The organism is Spirosoma daeguense (assembly GCF_054776875.1).
In genome coordinates this window covers 58,617-78,102 of sequence record NZ_BAAHBF010000002.1, presented here as the reverse complement: position 1 = coordinate 78,102, position 19,486 = coordinate 58,617, and the positions used below count along the sequence as shown (strand labels likewise).

Annotated in this window: 12 protein-coding genes; 7 read left to right on the top strand and 5 right to left on the bottom strand. The window is 46.5% G+C overall.

Translation table 11 applies throughout. The annotated features are described in order from the left end of the window. Positions 1 to 72: 72 nt before the first annotated feature. Both ACYVD4_RS05205 and ACYVD4_RS05200 read right to left on the bottom strand, forming a co-directional pair. Positions 73 to 3,801: an RICIN domain-containing protein gene (locus ACYVD4_RS05205; RefSeq protein ID WP_460943129.1), complete on the bottom strand. Its 3,729-nt coding sequence runs from the start codon at positions 3,799 to 3,801 to the stop codon at positions 73 to 75. A gap of 554 nt (positions 3,802 to 4,355) precedes the next feature. Next, entirely contained in the window at positions 4,356 to 5,297 is a 942-nt protein-coding gene (locus ACYVD4_RS05200; RefSeq protein ID WP_460943127.1) for an NAD-dependent epimerase/dehydratase family protein, read from the bottom strand. 91 nt (positions 5,298 to 5,388) lie between these two features. Here ACYVD4_RS05200 and ACYVD4_RS05195 point away from each other — a divergent pair, with 91 nt between their 5' ends. After that, positions 5,389 to 5,562, top strand: a complete 174-nt coding sequence (locus tag ACYVD4_RS05195) for a helix-turn-helix transcriptional regulator (protein WP_460944734.1) — start codon at positions 5,389 to 5,391, stop codon at positions 5,560 to 5,562. A gap of 98 nt (positions 5,563 to 5,660) precedes the next feature. Here the strand turns inward: ACYVD4_RS05195 and ACYVD4_RS05190 are convergent, their stop codons facing one another. After that, on the bottom strand, positions 5,661 to 6,830 hold the full coding sequence (locus ACYVD4_RS05190; protein ID WP_460943125.1) for an SGNH/GDSL hydrolase family protein: 1,170 nt from the start codon (positions 6,828 to 6,830) through the stop codon (positions 5,661 to 5,663). A 291-nt stretch (positions 6,831 to 7,121) separates the two neighbouring features. On the opposite strand from ACYVD4_RS05190, the gene ACYVD4_RS05185 reads away from it, so the two are divergent. The 4 genes from ACYVD4_RS05185 (at position 7,122) to ACYVD4_RS05170 (ending at position 13,966) form a co-directional block, all read left to right on the top strand. After that, entirely contained in the window at positions 7,122 to 7,724 is a 603-nt protein-coding gene (locus ACYVD4_RS05185) for an RNA polymerase sigma factor (protein ID WP_460943123.1), read from the top strand. Between the two features lie 140 nt (positions 7,725 to 7,864). After that, positions 7,865 to 8,875, top strand: a complete 1,011-nt coding sequence (locus tag ACYVD4_RS05180; protein ID WP_460943121.1) for a FecR family protein — start codon at positions 7,865 to 7,867, stop codon at positions 8,873 to 8,875. Between the two features lie 25 nt (positions 8,876 to 8,900). Continuing rightward, on the top strand, positions 8,901 to 12,419 hold the full coding sequence (locus ACYVD4_RS05175; protein ID WP_460943119.1) for a SusC/RagA family TonB-linked outer membrane protein: 3,519 nt from the start codon (positions 8,901 to 8,903) through the stop codon (positions 12,417 to 12,419). Positions 12,420 to 12,460: 41 nt separating this feature from the next. Next, complete coding sequence (locus tag ACYVD4_RS05170; protein ID WP_460943117.1) at positions 12,461 to 13,966, top strand: RagB/SusD family nutrient uptake outer membrane protein; 1,506 nt, start codon at positions 12,461 to 12,463, stop codon at positions 13,964 to 13,966. 162 nt (positions 13,967 to 14,128) lie between these two features. Here the strand turns inward: ACYVD4_RS05170 and ACYVD4_RS05165 are convergent, their stop codons facing one another. Then, positions 14,129 to 16,573: an outer membrane beta-barrel protein gene (locus ACYVD4_RS05165; RefSeq protein ID WP_460943115.1), complete on the bottom strand. Its 2,445-nt coding sequence runs from the start codon at positions 16,571 to 16,573 to the stop codon at positions 14,129 to 14,131. A gap of 238 nt (positions 16,574 to 16,811) precedes the next feature. Here ACYVD4_RS05165 and ACYVD4_RS05160 point away from each other — a divergent pair, with 238 nt between their 5' ends. Then, the gene (locus ACYVD4_RS05160) at positions 16,812 to 17,852 is read left to right on the top strand and encodes a sensor histidine kinase (RefSeq protein WP_460943113.1); all 1,041 of its coding nucleotides are present in this window, start codon (positions 16,812 to 16,814) and stop codon (positions 17,850 to 17,852) included. Next, complete coding sequence (locus ACYVD4_RS05155; RefSeq protein WP_460943111.1) at positions 17,849 to 18,559, top strand: LytR/AlgR family response regulator transcription factor; 711 nt, start codon at positions 17,849 to 17,851, stop codon at positions 18,557 to 18,559. Before ACYVD4_RS05160 ends, ACYVD4_RS05155 begins: the two co-directional genes overlap by 4 nt. Positions 18,560 to 18,677: 118 nt before the next feature. On the opposite strand, the gene ACYVD4_RS05150 is transcribed toward ACYVD4_RS05155, so the two are convergent. After that, a complete protein-coding gene (locus ACYVD4_RS05150; RefSeq protein ID WP_460943110.1) occupies positions 18,678 to 19,421 on the bottom strand; it encodes a hypothetical protein in 744 nt (247 codons plus the stop codon). Positions 19,422 to 19,486: the final 65 nt, after the last annotated feature.

The following is a 19,486-nucleotide window of genomic DNA, read 5'->3' as shown; positions in this document are numbered from 1 at the left end:
GCCTAGAGCCTTCCCAACGGGATTCTTAGTTTGATCATGTCAATAACGTTACTTCCGAATAAGCGGATGGCCTTAGCGATTGATTACTAACCGGTGGGCTTTGGTCAATTGCGCACCAATCTGTACTCTGATTAGATACATACCAGCCGGTAAATCAGCTACGTCCACACGATACGTAGTAGAATTTTCCAGAGAGAGCGTTTCCGAACGTACTTTATTGCCTGCCAACGTAATCAAATCCAGATGAATCGTTGCGGCTTCATAAACAGGAATATCGATAGCAACATAATCCTGAGCCGGGTTTGGATAGACTGTCAGCGAGCTTTCCGACTCCGCTTCTGCTTTTACCCGGCTACCACTTGCACAACCTACCGGTTCAACATTCCATTGCTGATTGGCGAGCCCAGTTGGTGTATACTGAATCACGTTTCCGCCCTCGTTTTGATTTGAGGCTTCCACATCCAGTACCTTACCTGAGTGAACGGCTTTGATCGAAAAATACGTCTGGGCATCGAGTTGAACAATCCATTTCTGGTTGTTTCTTCCTCCATTTGTCCATTGAATCGGTAGCGCACCGTTGGCCGTTGAGCCGTCTTTCACATCCAGCACTTTATTGCTGTGCATGGCCACCAGTTGATACGTATTGGCGCCTACTGACTGAAACTTCCACTTTTGCCATTGCTGACCAGAATAGGTACGTTGTTTAACCACTGCACCGTCGGCGGTAGAACCTCCTTCAACACCAAGCGCTTTGTTGCTATTCCGATTGGTCACTTTGTAACAGGCGTTCGGATCGATTACGGTATTGGCACAGCCTACCGCTTCGATACTCCATTGCTGATTGGCCTGTCCACTGGGTGTATACTGAATCACATTTCCGCCCTCGTTCTGGTTTGAGCCTTCCAGATCCAGCACTTTGTCGGAGTGAACCGCTTTGAGGGAATAATACCCCTGCCCGTCGAGTTGCGTCACCCATTTCTGATTGTTTGACCCCGCATTTGTCCATTGAATGGGCAGTGCACCGTTGGCGGTTGAGCCGTCTTTTATATCCAGCACTTTGCCCGAATGAACCGTCACCAGTTGATACGTATTGATGCCCACCGACTGAAATTTCCATTTCTGCCATTGCTGACCCGTATAGGTGCGCTGTTTAACCGCAGCACCGTTAGCGGTTGAGCCACCTTCAACACCCAGTACTTTATTGCTAATTCGACCGGTTATTTTATAGCAAAGCGCAGGATCTAGTTGCTTCACTCCCGTGGTGAGGCTTGTTCCTACCCCACCCGACCAGGCATCACCGGCTCGCGTATAGACCCGGAAGTAATACGTTGTCTGCTGATTCAGATTTGTAACGGTAAGCATACTCGCCGTGCCTCGATAGACAACCTTACCGCCTTCAATGGCCGAACCGTTGCCCGTAAAATCAGGATTAGCAGTATAGTTTGTTCCAGATGGTCTGTCCAGAAAACCGGTTCCTGCTTTCACCACCACCAGAACCTCATCGAACGGAGCGGTAGGCGACGACCAGTTCAGATTTACATTCGTTGTGGCATTCAACGTAGCGGTTAGATTACGAATGGCTAAGTTGGCCGATGCACAATCCGGGTAAATCTTCACCGAATCAGTAGCGGTTAAGCCGCCATTATCGGTTACCTGTACTTTTATCAGATAATAATACGTATCACCATCGCAACCGACCGGAGAGATTTTTACTATCGGCGATGCCTCTGTTAAGGCCGGTTCGGGGTGTTGGTGGTTATTATGTCGCAAAACAACCTGCCAGCTATAGGTTAAGCTACCAACGGCTTCGTCCGTAACGCTGGCTTTCAGTTGATACGTACTTTCTTTATTAAGCGCATATAAACTTCCGGCAATCGGCGATGCGATTTTAACCGTTGGGGCACTATTGTTCAACGAGATAAGCAACTGCTGACTGGCTGTTTGCCCTTGTGTGTCAGTAACCGTTAGCTGAACGGTAAAACTCCGGGTTCCCACTGCGGTGAACGTATGAACGGGGTTCTTATCTGTCGATGACGTACCATCACCAAAATTCCAGACATAGGTAAGCGCATCGCCATCTGGGTCAGTAGAACCATCGCCTTTAAACTGGACCGTCAACGGGCTATTTCCCAATGCCTTATCTACCGAAATAGTAGCAATAGGCGGCTGGTTAAGGCCATAACTGATTTTACGAATTTCGCCGTTATTGATGTTGGTATAGTAAAGCGATCCATCGAGCGCGTTGTACTCAATATCGACAACGCCATTTGTGCCGCCAGCGGGTAAAAAATCGCTTACGCTCGTAACCGTTCCATTACTGTTTATTGCGGCTGCTTTTATCCAGTTAGCCCCGTAATCGCCAAAATAATACAAGTTGCGGTAGGCCGCCGGAAATTTGGTACCTGCATAATACGCCCCTCCAGTTACACAATTTCCTTTAAAAGGCGTACCTGTGGCTGACGACCCGGTAGCTCCAATCTGGGCAACCGTTGTTGTGGTATTCGTAAAAACTGGCACACGTGCGCTATTCTGCGAATGGTGCCAATCCATAATGGGCACATTATGAACATATCGACGCTGTAATCCCGGCAAAGGCTGGTTGCTACACGGATTTAGTACAGTAGTTGTGCCGATGGATGCCTGCTTCAACAAATTCGCAAACGTCAGATACGGCTTGTTGCAGGTGTTGGTCGGATTTGGCTCATCGCGGTTCTCCAGCGTCTGAGCGGCTGCGGCATAGGAGCTATGTTCCTGAATACCTTCGTAGATTGGCCAGCCTGCGTTTTCTCCGCCCTGCTTAATCAAATGAACCTCTTCCCAGATTGCCCAACCAACATCCCCAACCAGCAAGGTTCCCGGATTTCCATCGGCAGGATTCATACTGCCCGTACCCGGCTGAAGACCCATCCGGTTAGGGTTTCGAAAACCTAAAGCCCACACCCGCGATGCTGCCGCCCGAGGATTTGCCGAATTATAGAATGGATTACTAGATACGCCATCGCCGGTGTTCGGATCGAGACGTAGTATTTTACCACAAAGTGACGTAATCATCTGTGAACGAAAAGAACCCACATTTTCATTGGGCCGCATAATGCCATCGTTGATCGCAGTCTGCCAGTACGTATCACTCGAACTGCCCTTATCCACTACATTATAACTGGCATTATCGCCGGTCGAAACCAGCAACGTACCATCGGCCCCAAACAAAATCGTTCCGCCTGCGTGCGATTCATGAGTCAGCGGTATACCGGTTGATTTCGTCTCTCCCAACAGTACTTTCCGACTCGCCACATCGGCCGTGAACACATTATTAGTTTGTACTAGCTTATAGCGTGTTACACGACTAATGGTTGCTTTAAGGTAATCGTTCGTAGCTGCGTTATAAGACGCGGTTCCGAAATTCATTAAATGATGACGGTCTACTACGTAGAACAAATAAATCAGTCCGTTGGTAGCGAAATTCGGATCGAGGCAGATACTGGCCAGACCGAAATCGCGCCAGTTGCCAACTTCCGGGCTAATATCCAGCACCACAGCGGTTTGCTTCACGTATTGAACACCATTCCAGACAGACACCCAGACTCGTCCGGCTTTATCCCACACAAAAAGCTGTTTGCCATCGGCCGAAAAAACGGTTCCCATGGGCGTAGTATACCCATTGAGTACCAGACTATTGTTAAAACCTGTTGGTAGTGATTGCCCCCATGTTAAGGAAGCCGAAACCAGCAGTAGAAGTGATAGACTTAAGAGGAGTTTTCTGTTTACCTGACGTAACAGATTGCATTTGTACATATTGTTCATGAATGGATTAGTTTCGAAGTGACGAGCAAAAAAGGGCCCTGCTCCTCTCAAGAGGAGTTCGATCACGTCAGAAAATGTTTGTTGATTTATACGGCGATGATGCCGCATTGCACCTTTTTCTGCTGGCTGATTTTACCAGTTAGTGGTTTGTTGTATTGTACTTGTAGCGAGTGGTGATCTAATTCAATAGGCAATCAAAACAAAGTTAATTTCCGGCTGTGTAGTTCTGACCGATCCGCGATAAGCTCACTAGAAGAAAATCAATAGCTGAGACCCGTCATGCAAACTCTAACCGTTAGATAATCAGACGAAAAGACACCAAACTAGTCACTTCGAATAGGTGATGTTAACAGTTTTCGCATTAAGCCAAAATCAGAGAAGCATGGTTTCTTATTAACTAAACTACCGCCAACGCCATAGTTTATAAACGATTTTCAGATAATTACATGAATAAACACTGGCTTCATTGCCGTTACAAAAAATATAGTACTACGTAAAAAATAGTGGGAAACGTACTCACTAAAACCAATAATTACTTCATCAGTAATCACTCATCACGATCTGCTCATTTGCCAACGTAACGCTTCCTGAACGGCTTCTAAGGATGAATAACGTGGACTGTAATTCAGCAAACGGCGCGCTTTTTCAATGCTTCCGCTTGGGCTATGTACGATATGATCCCAGGTCAGGCGTGCATCCTTGGGCGAAACAAGCTGGCGAAATTCATCCCAGGGAACGTAGCGAAGTAGGGCAGTTTGCCCAAACCAGGCAGCCATTGATTCGGCATAGCCACGTAGCGTAAGCGCTTTTGGCGAAACCATATTAAAGCTTTCGCCGATGGCCTCCGACCGGTGCAAAATGGCCTGCATAAACCCCTGTGCTACGTCGTCGGCATGAACGTGGTGCAACGTTTCCATACCAATGTTGGGTAAAATCACTTCTTCACCCTTAGCCAGTCGTGAAAAAACGTCGGGATTGAGATTTCCTGCCGGATTGATCGGTTGCCAGCCCGGCCCGACAATGTGCCCCGGATGAAGGATTGTTGCTGGAAAGCTCCGCTGGTCAACATCGGTCAACAGATACTTTTCTGTAGCGGCTTTCTGTATACCATACTCGCCAATGGGTTGACGAGGGTGCGTTTCATCCACGGGAACTTCGATACTATGCCCATATACCCACATCGTTCCGCAGAATAAATACTGTTCGATTCGACTACGTAGCGATTCTACAAGTTGCCGAGCGCTGTCGGGGTTAAAACAGACCATATCAATGACTACCTGGGGAGCTAACTCGGCAATAAAAGAGCCAAAGTCGCCCGTGCGTTCTAATTCCGTACGATCTGCTTTGACCAGTTGTACCCTTTCCCAGGCCGGATGTGGCTGATAAGGCACTTTTTGCTGGCGATTAATACATATCACCTCATAACCAGCCTCTACCAATCGTGGCACCAGATACGTACCCACATGACCTGTTCCGCCAATAATTATGACGCGCATATAATTTGCTGTTTTATTAATCGCTCGATAGTAGCAACAAAACTACGTGGCGATCAATAGAATACTAGCTTAGGTTGCATCATTCGTCAGCCTGGGCTGGGTTCAACTGTATCGCAAACTAAAGGCCATTACCAACACAACTGCAACAGATTTTATCCGGGAAATCCGGCTGGAGAAAGCAGCGAAACAACTCCGATTAGGCGACGATAACGTCACTCAGATTGCCTACAGTGTTGGTTTTGAGAGCATATCGTATTTTGCGTAAGTGTTTCAGGAGCGTTATCAGGTATCTCCTTCCAAGTATGGTCGTAGCAATCCAGTCAGAACTGAAGAAATCACCTTGCCACCAGAAGCCAATAGTAATTAAGGCAACTGACTAAAAATTGTTTCTGCAATTCGTTTCATACCCAAATCGCCCGGATGATTCGCAACGCCAGTATGATCGATGCTATGCTCTGAGCCGTCATCACCTTTTACGATTGCTCCAATACTGCTCTTATTTTCTTTTATATCCAGTTGAAATAAAGGGATAAACAGCACCTGAACAGCTTTGGCCGCTTTAGCCATTGCGAGGTCTTTAGCTTCATTGGCCCAGAAATTCCCTGTTGTTACCAACGTAGCAGTCGGCACTTTTTGCTGGATGTAGGTCAGTAGATTGAGGTACGATTTTTCGTAATTCGCTACGTCCTGAACATTCTCGCCCAAGCGGATAATCACCAGATCAGGCGAGCGGGCAAACGCAGTATCGTAAGCGCTCAACGCGAAATTTTCATGATTTCTCTCCCAATTGGCAGCTTGTAACACGGAAAAATTCATTGAGGAATTTTGTTGACGTAGTAAACCGACCAGCACATGCACAAAATCATGTTCACGCGTGCTGGCAGCCATTCCCCAGTTGCCCCACCAATACGCTGCTAATCCATGCCGGGTAATGCTGTTTCCGATGATAAGCACGTTTTTGTAAGCTCGTTTCGACGTAATCGTCTTATTCCCTAAACTACTGGAAACGAGCTTACTAGTTGGCGCAGAATCAATACGATAGGATAACGAAAGATAGGCGTCAGGTAACGTAGACAACGTAGCACTATACCCTTTTTGGGTGTACTGTATCTTCCCGCCAGCGCCTTTGAAATAGCGTATTCCTGAAGCTGGCATCTTTACAAAAACCTGCTGACCAGATCTAATTGGCTCACTGACAACCAATTGATTCAAACCTGAAACTACTTTCCTTACAAACTCTCGTTCAACAATGACGTAGTTATTTTGATCAATCAAACCAATCGCTAATGTAACGGCACCCGGTTTTGCTACGTTCATGTTGATTACGCTAACAACACCATCTACCGGCGAAACCTCTGCATTGCCGTACCAGCCTTTTTGGTTTGTTTCCGAAAATTCCCTGTTGAACCGAGTATCTCGACCAATGGTCAGTGTGTCGTTTCGGCTTATCTGTTGAGCCTGTGCAGACAGGCAAAATTGTTTTCCAACGTACAGAAAACAGGTTAGCAACGCCACAATCGAAAGCAATTTCATCTGGTTAATAGTAGAGAGTAAACACGTTGAAAAGCTGATAATAAGCTATTCCAAGTCTCTTTTTACTTCATCAAGCGGATTGTCACCAGTGTTTCACGAGAGAATTAGCTATGCCCTGCATTCGGTGTCCAACATTTGTCAATAGCAATTTGTCATCCATGTTTAGCTAATCTATGCTGACCAGACCTAAACATTGATTGCACTATCTCCTCTTACACTATAACTTTATTTACCTGAATGAGTTATTCTAGCGTGTAGACTGACTAGTTAACTCACTGGTAACCACTCAGAATGGAATGGACTAAAAGAGAAAATTCGGTTGTTGATGAGGCAATACTTTGGAAAACCTTCAAAGAAGGCAGCGAAGCCGCATTCGAGGAAATCTATACCCGGTATTTTAAAACTCTCTACAATTACGCCAGTAAGTTTACAACCGATAAAAATTTAGTTCAAGACTCCATTCATGACCTTTTTATCGAACTATGGGAAAAGCGGGAAAATCTTAGTGATACTACGTCCATTAAATATTACCTGTTCAAAGCCATGCGGTATACGCTGCTCGATCAACTTAAAGCAAAACCGTGGTTAGTTGAGCATGACCCAATTTCGGGCGGGTTTGATTTTGTACCGCCGTATGAAACCCATCTCATCGCCGAACAACTGAGCGAAGAACAAACTGAACGTATTATAAAGGCCCTTAATACGTTGACACAACGACAGAAGGAAGCAATCTTTTTGAAATTCTATAATAATCTGTCATACGACGAGATTGCCTCGATTATGTCGATGAATATTGATTCGTCATACAACCTGATTTCCAAAGCGTTAAGCGTCTTACGCAAGAACATTACCCCCATTAGTCTGGTGCTGCTTTTTATCGATTCCAGTATCTAAATCCATCGTTTGGCTATTCATTCTCCGACTCACTCTACTCGGAAAATTATATTTTTTAAAAATATTTTCATTTTGCCGATGAGGTTGAGACCAGTTTTCAGATTAGAGTAAAATCACTCTTAATTCCGAAACTGAATCGAATGCATATCGATGATTACTCAGCCGAAGATTTTGCTTTGGACCCTCGTTTTCAGGAATGGGTTAAAAACCCAGACCCCGAAAATGAACGTTTCTGGCAAACGTGGCTCGATCAGCATCCTGACAAACAGGAACTAATTGCTGAAGCCCGGCAAATTGTTCTTCTGCTAAACTTCCGTGAAGACCTGCCAGCACCGGGCGAACAAACCGCCGTCTGGAGTCGGATTAACGAGACTCGCCAGCAAAAGCAGTTCGAACAGCCCGTTGTTCGGCCACTTTGGTCTTCCCGGCAATGGGCACGCTGGGCGGCTGTTCTGTCTGGAATTGCCTTTTTGGGTAGCCTGCTATATTACCTGAATCAACGCACAACACCCGAGTACCACACAGCTTATGGCCAAACCCAGACCATCACCTTACCCGATGGATCGCAGGTCATTCTGAACGCGCACTCGACTCTCAAACTAGCCACAAACTGGCAGGATGGACAAACACGGGAAGTCTGGCTCACGGGCGAAGCGTTTTTCAACGTAGTGAAAAAAACGGCGCCGACGCGCTTCATCGTTCATACCAATGATGTGAATGTTGAGGTGTTGGGCACACGGTTCAACGTAGCAAGCCGGAAAGGAGCTACGCAAGTCGTGCTAAACTCTGGAAAAGTCAAGCTGGACATGGGAAAGGGTGCACAGCAGAAAAGTATCGTGATGGCCCCCGGCGACCTCGTTGAGATTTCAAACGAGAAGAAAAAGCTTACGAAACGATCGGTGAAACCGGAGCGCTACAATGACTGGACAAATCAGCAGTGGATTCTCGATAATACGTCCCTAAGCGATGTTACGTCCCGACTGGAAACCACATTTGGCCTGACCGTTACGTTCACCGACCCCAGCATCGCGCAGGAACGCATGACCGGCGTTGTGCCCTCGGAAAATCTGGACGATCTAATCGACGCACTTTCTACAATCAATGGTCTGAAAATAACCCGTCAGGAAAACCAGCTTTACATCAGTCGCTAGTACCTGTTCCTTACCCAATTCGTTCATGAAAAACCGTTTCCAGCTTATCGCTCTCAGGCTATGCCTGTGTCTCACCTTATTTAGTATACAACGTACCATTTCTGCCCAGTCGGTTATGCTTGCTCAGCAATCTGCTACGTCTAAAACAAAGCCGATTTTGACCTCACCCGCGTCGGCGACTCAACTATTAAAAGATGCCTTGAAAGAATTGGAAAACCGATTCGGGATTCGCTTTACGTACAATGAAAAAACAGTGGAAGGGTTACGGGTTCCGACGCCCGATGTCTCTAAAACGGACGTCAATCGGCTGTTAAATGATTTACTGAAACCAGTCGGGCTTACGTATAAACGCTATAAAAAGCCTAATACGATCTATTTCATTTTTTCGGTCAACGAATCTTCTACACGAAAAACAGAGTTTAGCGCGACTCCTGAAGCCTCTGCCAGTTCTCTTTCCGGGCAGGCTGAATCAATTCCCACACCGACTGTTAATCAATCTTCCCTCGTTTCCAATGCTGTTATTCAGCCAGTAGAGTTTACCGTCAAAGGCGTTGTACGTAGCGAAACGAATGAAGGGTTACCGGGCGTGAGCGTAGTGCAGAAAGGAACCACTCATGGCACTGTTACGGATACAGATGGGCGGTTTTCTCTGTCGGTGCCTGACGGAAATGCTACGTTGGTTTTCTCGTACATTGGCTACGTTCGGCAGGAAGTAGGCATAAAAAACCGTGCAAATCTGGAAATAGCCCTTGTTCCAGACACCAAAGCGCTTGACGAAGTGGTGGTGGTAGGTTACGGAACCCAGAAAAAAAGTGAGGTAACCAGCGCCATTACCAGTGTAAAAGCTTCGGAGCTTTTACAAACACCCGCTTCCAACCTAGCACAGGGCTTGCAGGGGCTGGTTGCTGGCTTGCAGGTCACCCAAAGCAATGCCGCACCGGGGGGAGCCATCAGCATGCGTATTCGGGGAACAAACTCCATCAATGGTTCGTCTGAACCACTTTACATCATCGATGGTGTTCAAGTCCAGAATACCTCCCAGAACATCCCGATCAATACTAATGGTGGACGACAGATTATTGGCGGAAATGCGAACGAAGTCAGTCCACTCTCCAACCTGAATCCTAATGATATTGAGTCGGTTGAAGTGTTGAAAGATGCTTCGGCAGCGGCTATTTACGGTTCTCAGGCCGCAAATGGAGTTGTGATTATTACGACCAAACGAGGGAAGAGCGGCAAGACTAAAATCAGCTATGAGTCATATTATGGCCAGCAGCAAATAACGAAAACCATTCCGGTCCTGAACGGAACTCAGTTTGCCGAGCTAGAAAATGAAGTCTATAAAAACCCCAATCGGTTTCCAAGACCCGACTCAATCGGCGTGGGTACGAACTGGCAGGATCAGATTTTCCGTAAAGCAGTCATTCAAAATCATCAGCTTACGGTTTCGGGTGGCAATGAAAAGACGCAGTTGCTGGTTTCGTTTAACTATTTCAATCAGGATGGCATTGTCATCAATTCGTCGTTCGACCGATATTCGCTACGTCTGAATCTGGATCATCAGGCGACAAACTGGTTAAAAATTGGAACCAGTACCTTGTTCTCTAAATCAATCAACCAACGAATTCCCACGGGTTCGGTGGACACCGATGGTGGTGGATTGCTCAATTCGCTGGTCGGACTGGCGCTGGCAACACCACCGGTTTTGCGGGCCTATGACGATGCTGGTGATGTTCTGAATTTTGACCGGCAGTTGCGCGGTTTATATCTGGATTTACGGCACCCGCTTCAATTTACCAAAATTCTGGATCAGCAGCATACTAATACGTTTGTTCCGAACGTCTACTTTGATTTTAGCCTGCTGAAGGGCTTGAAATACCGGGCGAATTTCAACGCGGTAATTACTGGTAGTTTGCTTGATTATTATTTCCCGATTGCCGCATCGACGATCACGGATATTTCGACCAATGGCGGTGGCGGTGGCTTTGCGATGAAGCAGAACCAGAATTACAACCGCATGATGCACGAAAGTATCGTGAGCTATGACCACGTTTTTAAGACGCATCACACGCTACGTGGCATTGCCGGATACAGTTACATCGCCAATAACAGCAACTACAATTATTCGACCGGACAACGCTTTGCATCGGACGCTACGTCGAACGAAAACATCGGACTGGCGCAGATACGGGATTCACGTAGCAGTCGCTCTAAAGATGAACTCGTGTCGTTCTTTGGCCGACTTTCATACAATTTCAAAGGGAAGTACTTTATCGATTTCAATGCTCGGATGGACGGCTCGTCCAAATTTGGGCGCAACAATAAATACGCGCTTTTTCCGGCCATCTCTGGTGCCTGGAACGTAACCGAAGAGAGTTTCTTAGAGAATAACGCCTTTATTTCCAACCTGAAACTTCGGGCGAGTGCCGGTCAGACCGGAAATCAGGGAGCTATTGGTGCGTATCAATCACTGGCAACGGTTGGACTGGGCCGGGATTATATTTTCAACGGCGTCAACGTCACCGGAACGCAGCCCACTGGCGTAGCGAATCCAGATTTGAGATGGGAAAAAAGTACGCAGGTGAACGTAGGATTTGATCTGGATCTGTTGAAAAACAAAATTTCGCTGGTGATGGACCTCTATTCCAAACGTACTGAAGATCTGATCTTTGCGCGCAATCTGCCACTTTCGTCGGGCTATTCGACGGTGTTCGGAAACTTTGCTTCGCTAGAAAACAAAGGATTGGAAATTGCCCTGAAAGCTCGCCCGATTACGACCGAAAAATTGAAATGGGACGTATCGGCCAACATTGCCTTTAACCGAAATAAGGTGACGAAGTTGCAGGACAATCTGCAAAAATTCGATGTCAATTTTTACAACTCGCTGGTTGTCGGTCAGCCAATCGGTCTGTTCAGAACCTACGTGTTCAACGGAATCTATCAGAACAGCGAAACCATACTCGAAGGCTCAGGTTCACGCGTTGGGGGTGTAAAAGTGAAAGACGTAAACGGAGATGGACGTATAAATGACAGCGATCTGGTCCTGACCAATTCAGCACCAAATTTCACCTATGGTTTTTCAACCAATCTGAAGTTCAAAAGCTTTTATCTAAACGCTCTGTTTTCGGGTGTTCAGGGCAGCAAAGTGCTCAATATGGCGGCTTATCAGTTAGAAAATCCGCTGGGAATGCGTAACGTACTCAGCGGACTGAGCAACCGCTGGACACCGCAAAATCCAAGTCAGGAATACGTACACGCGGGAACCAACCTGGCCCAGCGTATTCCGCTAACGGATCGCTACATTGAGGACGGTTCTTTTCTGCGAGCCAGAAATATTACGATTGGCTACCAGCTTCCTCAGATCAAAGGTATTAACCTCGCTAAAGTGTATATCAGTGGCAACAACCTCTTTACCGTAACACGTTACACAGGTTTCGACCCGGAAGTTAATTCGTTTGGCGGTTCCAATACACTGGTTGGTGTCGACAACATCGTTTATCCTGTTTCAAAATCCTGGTTAGTAGGTCTTCAGGTTGAATTCTGATGATCAAAAAACGGAGAACAAGCTCTTATAAAATAAAATCGATGATGAAGAAATATAAACAATGCGTATCGTTTACGCTGATCGGTCTGCTACTCACAGGCTTATCGGGATGTGCGCTGGAAGAAACGCCTTTCTCGCAGATTTATACCGACAATTATTACAAAAATGCGGCCGAAGTCGAATCGGCGCATGTTGCCATGTATGGCAGTTTTTACGATCTGTACGGTGGGCATTACCCGCTTCTGGCCGAAACCGCCAGCGACCTCATGTTTCCGCGCAACGTCGTAGGCCGGGCGTCGATTACGTTATACACGTACGAGCCTACGTATTCGGTACAGACGGGTTTTGCACGGGTTTTTGAGTCACCGATTCAACTCTGGCAATCAGCGTATCAGTGTATTGAAAAAGCAAACTGGCTGCTCGAAAAAGTACCCAATACCGAAATGGACACGGTACGTCGTCGGGAAGTCATTGGCGAAGCGTATTTCTTACGGGCGCTGATGCACTGGACATTAGCGAAGAATTTCGGCGAAGTGCCTCTAAAAGTTACGCCAACCAACACCATTGAACGAGCCACGAACGCCAAAGCGCCCCTCACCGAAATTTATACGCTGATCTACGACGATCTGACGAAAGCAACGGCCGCTTTACCGAATTATTCGGCGGGTTTAGTACCGGGAAGGGCGTGTAAACAGGCGGCCATTTTATTACACGCCAAAGCTGCACTCTATAACGAAAATTGGGCGTTGGCGTTTGCGAAATCTAAAGAACTGATTGACTCAGGTAGATTAACCCTGCTTCCTAACGTAGTGGATGTGTACGACGTAACGAAGAAATCGCAGGCTCGCACGGAGAATATCTTTGCGGCTGAATCGAACGGACTGGTAACGCCCAATAAATATACGGCGGTTGCCTGGCAGGTTGCCCCACAAACAGGCGTTGGTGTCTACTCGAACGGAGCTTCCGGCGGTTTTTACATGTACCGCTCTTTTTATAAATCCTTTAACCCAATCGACAAACGGCGTTTGCTGCTGGATACCAGTTTTGTGTCCAGTTCAGGAACAGTCGTCCGGCAGAATGCCATCGATACCCGGTTGCTTGCTAAAGATAGTCTGGTTGTGCTCGGTAAGTTTAAAGATCCGAAATCAGTGGGAGCTGCGAACAGCAACAATATGCCGGTTTTGCGCTACGCCGACGCCTTCCTGATTGCTGCCGAAGCGGAAGCCAGACAGAACGGTGGAACAGGCGTCGCTTACGATTACATCAACGTAATTCGCCGACGGGCGGGTATTCCGGCGCTAACGCCGGGGTTGAGCAAAGATGGTTTTATTGACGCAGTTCTTCGGGAGAGAGCCTGGGAGTTTTTCGGAGAAGGTGATCGCTGGTACGACCTGACTCGTACGGGTAAGTTTTTGACGGAGATTCCAAAAGTGAAGAATGCCGATTACCCTGAACGAAAACCGCTGGCTAAACACAAATATTTCCCAATACCGCAGGTAGAAATCAACGCCAATCCCAAGCTTCAACAAAATCCTGATTGGCAGTAATAGCTGATTCTTACAACTAACCACATCGTTTTGACCACCCCTGCCCCCTCCTGTTTTAGGAGGGGGCAGGGGTGGTAAATATCTATGAAAAGAGTAGCCCATAGAGAAGAATGGGATGATGTAATACGTAAAAATTAATATAGTTCACCTCCTCATCCTCACTCAGTTTGCCCTTCCTTTTTCCTCATCGGCAGCATTATCGGAATGGCTTCTTTTTCGGGCAAATGTTTCTTTACCAAATCGATACGTAAAGGCCAGCCCAATTCGTCGGGTATCTGCTACGTTACGTTGAAACGCTTCGGCCTGCTTCAAACTTATGGTTCGGGAGTTGGTTTTCCAGGAATGAAAGATATCGTCCAGCGTCAGGCGAAGGCTGCCCTTATCCTGAAAGATTTTCTTTTGCAAAGCCGCTCCTACCCGATACCGTGACGTAGTGATTGTCTGTCCGGAAATATCATTGGCGCTATAAAAACCGTTCATCTCCCCACTCCACCCATGGTTGAAACGAAACTGATTCATTAGATTAAATCTGGCATGAAATAAACCCGAATTAAGGGGTTGCGAATAGGCCTCTCCGCGAAGGGCCATCCGTGCGGCCATTACGTTGGCATTCACGTTCCACCATTTCGCTGGCATCACCGATACGTTGGTAGCCAGCGCCAGTATGTGACCAAACGCTACGTTATCTGGTCGATTGATAAACACATCGCCGACGGCTTCCGTCAGTTGAAAAATCAGATCGGTAAACCGGCTGTATTGCAGGCTCACACCAACGTACTGTTTGTGCTGATATTTTAGTTCATATTGTACATGGTACTGAGGTTTTAAGAAAGGATTTCCCGTTGTAAACGAGTACTGGTCACGATATACTAGAAATGGATTCATTAGTTGGTAATTCGGGCGGCTAATACGCCGTGAAACGCTGGCGGTCAACGTATTTTTTCCCGCACTATCCAACTTATAGCTGACATAAACAGACGGGAACAGGCTAGTATATGTTCGTCCGAACGACGTTTCGGCAACTTCCTGATTTCCAAGTTGACGACCATTTATCTGTGTATTTTCCAGCCGTAAACCACCCTGTGCTGCCAATCGTTTTCCTTCTTTCCGCAGATTGGCATAAGCCGAATGAATAGTTTCCTGATACAGAAAATGGTTCGACTGTCCGTAATCCGGAACGTAAAAAAAGCCTGACCCATTGAAATATTGTGAGTTGTTATCGTTCGAAACGCGGCTTGTTTTGGCACCAGCTTCGAATTTTCCTTTGTTACGTAACGGATGCACATAATCCGCTCTTGCCGAATAAATGGCGATGGTCGATGGGAGTTTATACAAAAATAAGTTGCTGTTTAGTAACGTACCGTCGGCATCATTTACCTGATTCTGCAACACCTGCTCAGCGTCTGTTTCGTACTGAACGTAATTCAGATCGGCGCTGATTTCGCGGCCTGTTTTCCCGAATTTGTGTTGCAGATTAACGTTTGCACTTCCGTTCACCCAAACCGAACGTCCGTCGGTCGAACCCCTGCCCACCGAATCGATAACGTAGCGATTATCAACGCGCTTGCTGACGTAGTCAAAGCGATCCAGTCTGGAACTTCGCTGAAAATTAAAGATGAATCCTAGGGTAGTATTGGGAGATACGTTCAAATCCATGCCTAGCCGCGCCATGCTGCCATGACTACCCGTTTTCGATCGACTCGTCAACAGAACCGACGAAAGCAAATTCATTCTGGTATCGTACAGATTCCGCTCGTACACATCGTCGGAGTAATTCCCATCTTTATTGTAGCCGAGGCTTCCAAACAGATTGATCTTCTGATTATTGTAATTCAGATTTACGACATTGTTGCTACGTCCTGTTTCGCCCTGATTATAACCCAGTGCTGCGTTGCCCGTAAATCCCTGAATACGATTGCGTTTCAGGCGGATATTGATAACTGACGTACCCGTTGCGTCGTATTTGGCGGGTGGATTGGTGATGAGTTCAAGCTTGTCGATGGAGCCGCCCGGCAGCGATTTCAAATAGGACGCCAAATCCTGCACCGACATGTAGGTTGGTCGTTCATCGATCAGGACCAATACGCCCGCTTTCCCGTTCAGGCTGATTTCGCCATTTATATCGACGCTTACGCCGGGTGTTTTTTCGAGTACTTCCAGCGTATTGCTCCCGGCACTGCCAATCATGGCGTCTACGTTCACAATGGTTCGGTCGAGCTCCTGTTCGAGCAGTGGTTTTTTCGCCACTACTTTCACTTCGTTTAGCGTTGCTTTCGACGGCGTCAGAATAAAAACGGGCAACGTAACAGTTGGATGCTGGTCGTCAATCAGTATAGCAACACTTCGATAATCGTTATTCCCTACGCTCGTTACATGAATTCGGTACGTATCAGCGGGGAGTCCGGCAATCGTAAATTTACCGTTGCCATCGCTGACCACACCGCGCACCAGCGTCGAATCGGTTGCCCGAAGCAAACGTACCGTAGCACCGGGTAATGGCGCATTCTGGTTGTCTTTTACCAAACCATTCAGACTATTTTCTGAACGCTGAGCAAAGCTTATAACGGATGAGATCAACAGAAGAAAACTAATAAGTGCAGGTTGCATAGGGCGTTAATTAAGAGTCCGATTCACTACGTTCGAAGCAAAGATTGACGTAGTGATTGGGCGCTTAAAAGAATGCTGACAAACGTGGCAATCGATCTGATAGAATGTAGTTTTCCGCTGTCGAACGGGTTAGTCCGTCTTTTTCAATGTTTCGTCAGGGCTTATAGGGTTTCTGTCCATCTCATTTACTTATTTTGGCGGAGTTGGTCAGATTTGTACAGCAATCTAAACGACACTTGTGAAAAAGGAACCAACATCCCCTCCTATCGGAAATTTCAGGATAACCCAGCGTCGGCTCATCTGGTTAGTGGCCTGCGTTTTCCTTTATTTCATTTTTCTGACCTATACCAAAACCATAGCTTCCAGAGATGATGAGGAAGCAGCCCTGTTTGCTACGTTAGGCTGTCTGTCAGGCGTTTATATTGGGCGATATCTGGCTCATTTATGGATTCCCTCCGGTAAAAAGGTGCCCGATTGGTTATTAGGATTATTACCCCTTATCATGATTGCCTGTGCGTTTTTATGCGCTCAATTTGCAACCAGTCTGCAACATCATCCGACCTTCATGTATGCGTTGTTTCTGGGGTTGCCGCTTTTTATTTTTTGCGTGTCGGGCGGTATGTTCATCAAACTAACCCGAACCCGTATCAATAACCAACTTCAGGAAGCACAGGCATTGAGCCAGCATAGCCAGAGTGAATTGCATTTGCTACAATCGCAGTTAAGCCCTCATTTTCTGTTCAATACGTTAAATAATCTATACGGCATTTCCATTTCGCAACCCGACAAAACGCCAACCCTACTGCTTAAACTTTCGGAGCTATTACGGTACTCTGTATACGACGCGAAAGAACTCTATGTACCACTGGCCGATGAGCTTACCTATATTAGAAACTACATCGACTTCGAAACGCTACGTATCGGCTCGAAACTCTCTCTGAAAACGGCCATAGACAACGTAACCGATACCAGCATTCGTATTGCACCAATGCTTTTGATTGTGTTTGTTGAAAACGCTTTCAAACACGCGAAGAACACGACCGACCAGAAAATCGCGATTGAGATAACGCTGAAACTTTGGGGTAATTCAATTCTTTTCTCGGTAAAGAATTCGTTTTCCCGAACAGAGGACACCAGCAACGAACTACCAAAAAGCGGTGGTCTGGGATTAACCAATGTGAATCAGCGACTTAATTTGCTGTACGAAAACGGGTATGATTTAGCCATTCGGGAGGCCGATGGATTTTATACGGTAGAATTACAGCTTCGGATTAAATGAAAAAAGTAGCCTGTTTAATTGTCGACGACGAGCCTATTGCGCGGGAAATTATTGAAACGTATTGCCGGCATCTACTCCAACTGAACGTAGTGGCCTCCTGCGACAACGCCCTCGACGCGAAAGCTGAGCTCCAGAAACAGGCTATCGACATTCTGTTTTTAGACATCAACATGCCCGTTCTGAGCGGGATTGCGTTTCTGAAAACTCTCCGAAATCAGCCACAGGTTATTTTTACGACAGCTTACAAAGAATACGCCGTCGATGCGTTCGATTTAGCAGCGTGTGATTATTTGTTAAAACCCTTCTCCCTCGAACGATTTATTGTTGCCGTCGACAAAGCGCTGGAGCGATTACAACCCATGCAGCCGGTTGTTCCGCTGTCGGAAGAAGGAAAAACCGAGGAATTCATTTTTGTGAAAGCCGACGGAAAAATCTACCGGATTCGCTACGTCGATCTGCTTTTTGCCGAAGCCAGTGGCAATTACACCAAAATCAACACAACCACGACTACGTTGACACCCGGCATGACTTTTTCGAGTTTTCTCGACTTACTACCGGCCCATCAATTTTTACGTGTTCATCGTTCGTTTGTGGTCAACAAAGCCAAAATCAGCCATATCGAAGGAAATCGGGTTTTTATCGACTCCGTTGAAATTCCAATTGGCAGTAATTACCGGGACGAGTTTCTAAAGGAGTTAGGGCTTTAAGATTTCTAATCACAGGGGTTTCATCGAGTGGTAAATATCCGAAAACAAGCTGTAAATGAGCTTTTTACCCCTAAATCCCCTAAAGGACGGTCGGCCTCTATTGCTGGTTAATCCAACCTCACAAATCACTGATATCCAGCAATAGCCGAAAGTGCTGAGCATTATCATAAGTGGGTTCAAACGTACCGATTGTTGATTGTGTGTATTCCTGATTTTTATCCCGAACGCGAATAGTTAACGGCCTTTTGGTCGATACCTGTCGGGCTGTAATTGTATATTTCCCTAAGGGTATATCATCGACGTAGTAATTAGTCAGTTTCGTTGTTAAGGTTTTGCCTGTACTACCATCGATCAAGGCTCCGGATGGCTTAAACGTTAATTCAACATCTGCCAGATCAACATCTTGTGTCCAGTTGCTCACTTCCACATGCCCGCCGTAATAACCATCATCACCAAAGTTGCCGGTACGTTCACCGGAAAGTTTTAAACGTAAATTTTTAACTGCTCCTGTTTCAGGGTCGAACGCGCCGTCCTCTTCGGTAAATAATGGTAGCGTATAATTTTTATTATCGTATTTAACTTTCAGCGTACCTCGAACGTAGTATGAGCCAACCAGTGGACCAGCCGATAGTTTGAGCTTATAGTTGCCATTTGCATCCGTATAGCCTACGATATTATTGCTGTATGAACCTGTGTTGTTTGCTACAATTTCGGCTCCTTTTATTGGATTACCCTGAGCATCAAGGGCTTTACCTGTAGCAAATCCCACCTGTCCGACGGGAGTTAAGTCATTACCCGCTTTTTTACAGGCCGCCAGATTCATCAGGCAAGCCAAAACATATACATAGATCGCCAGTTTCATGCGCGTAGAATTGAGTTTGTGATCTCAAAACTGCGGCTTCAATTTCCATTCGTGAAGCGGTATCG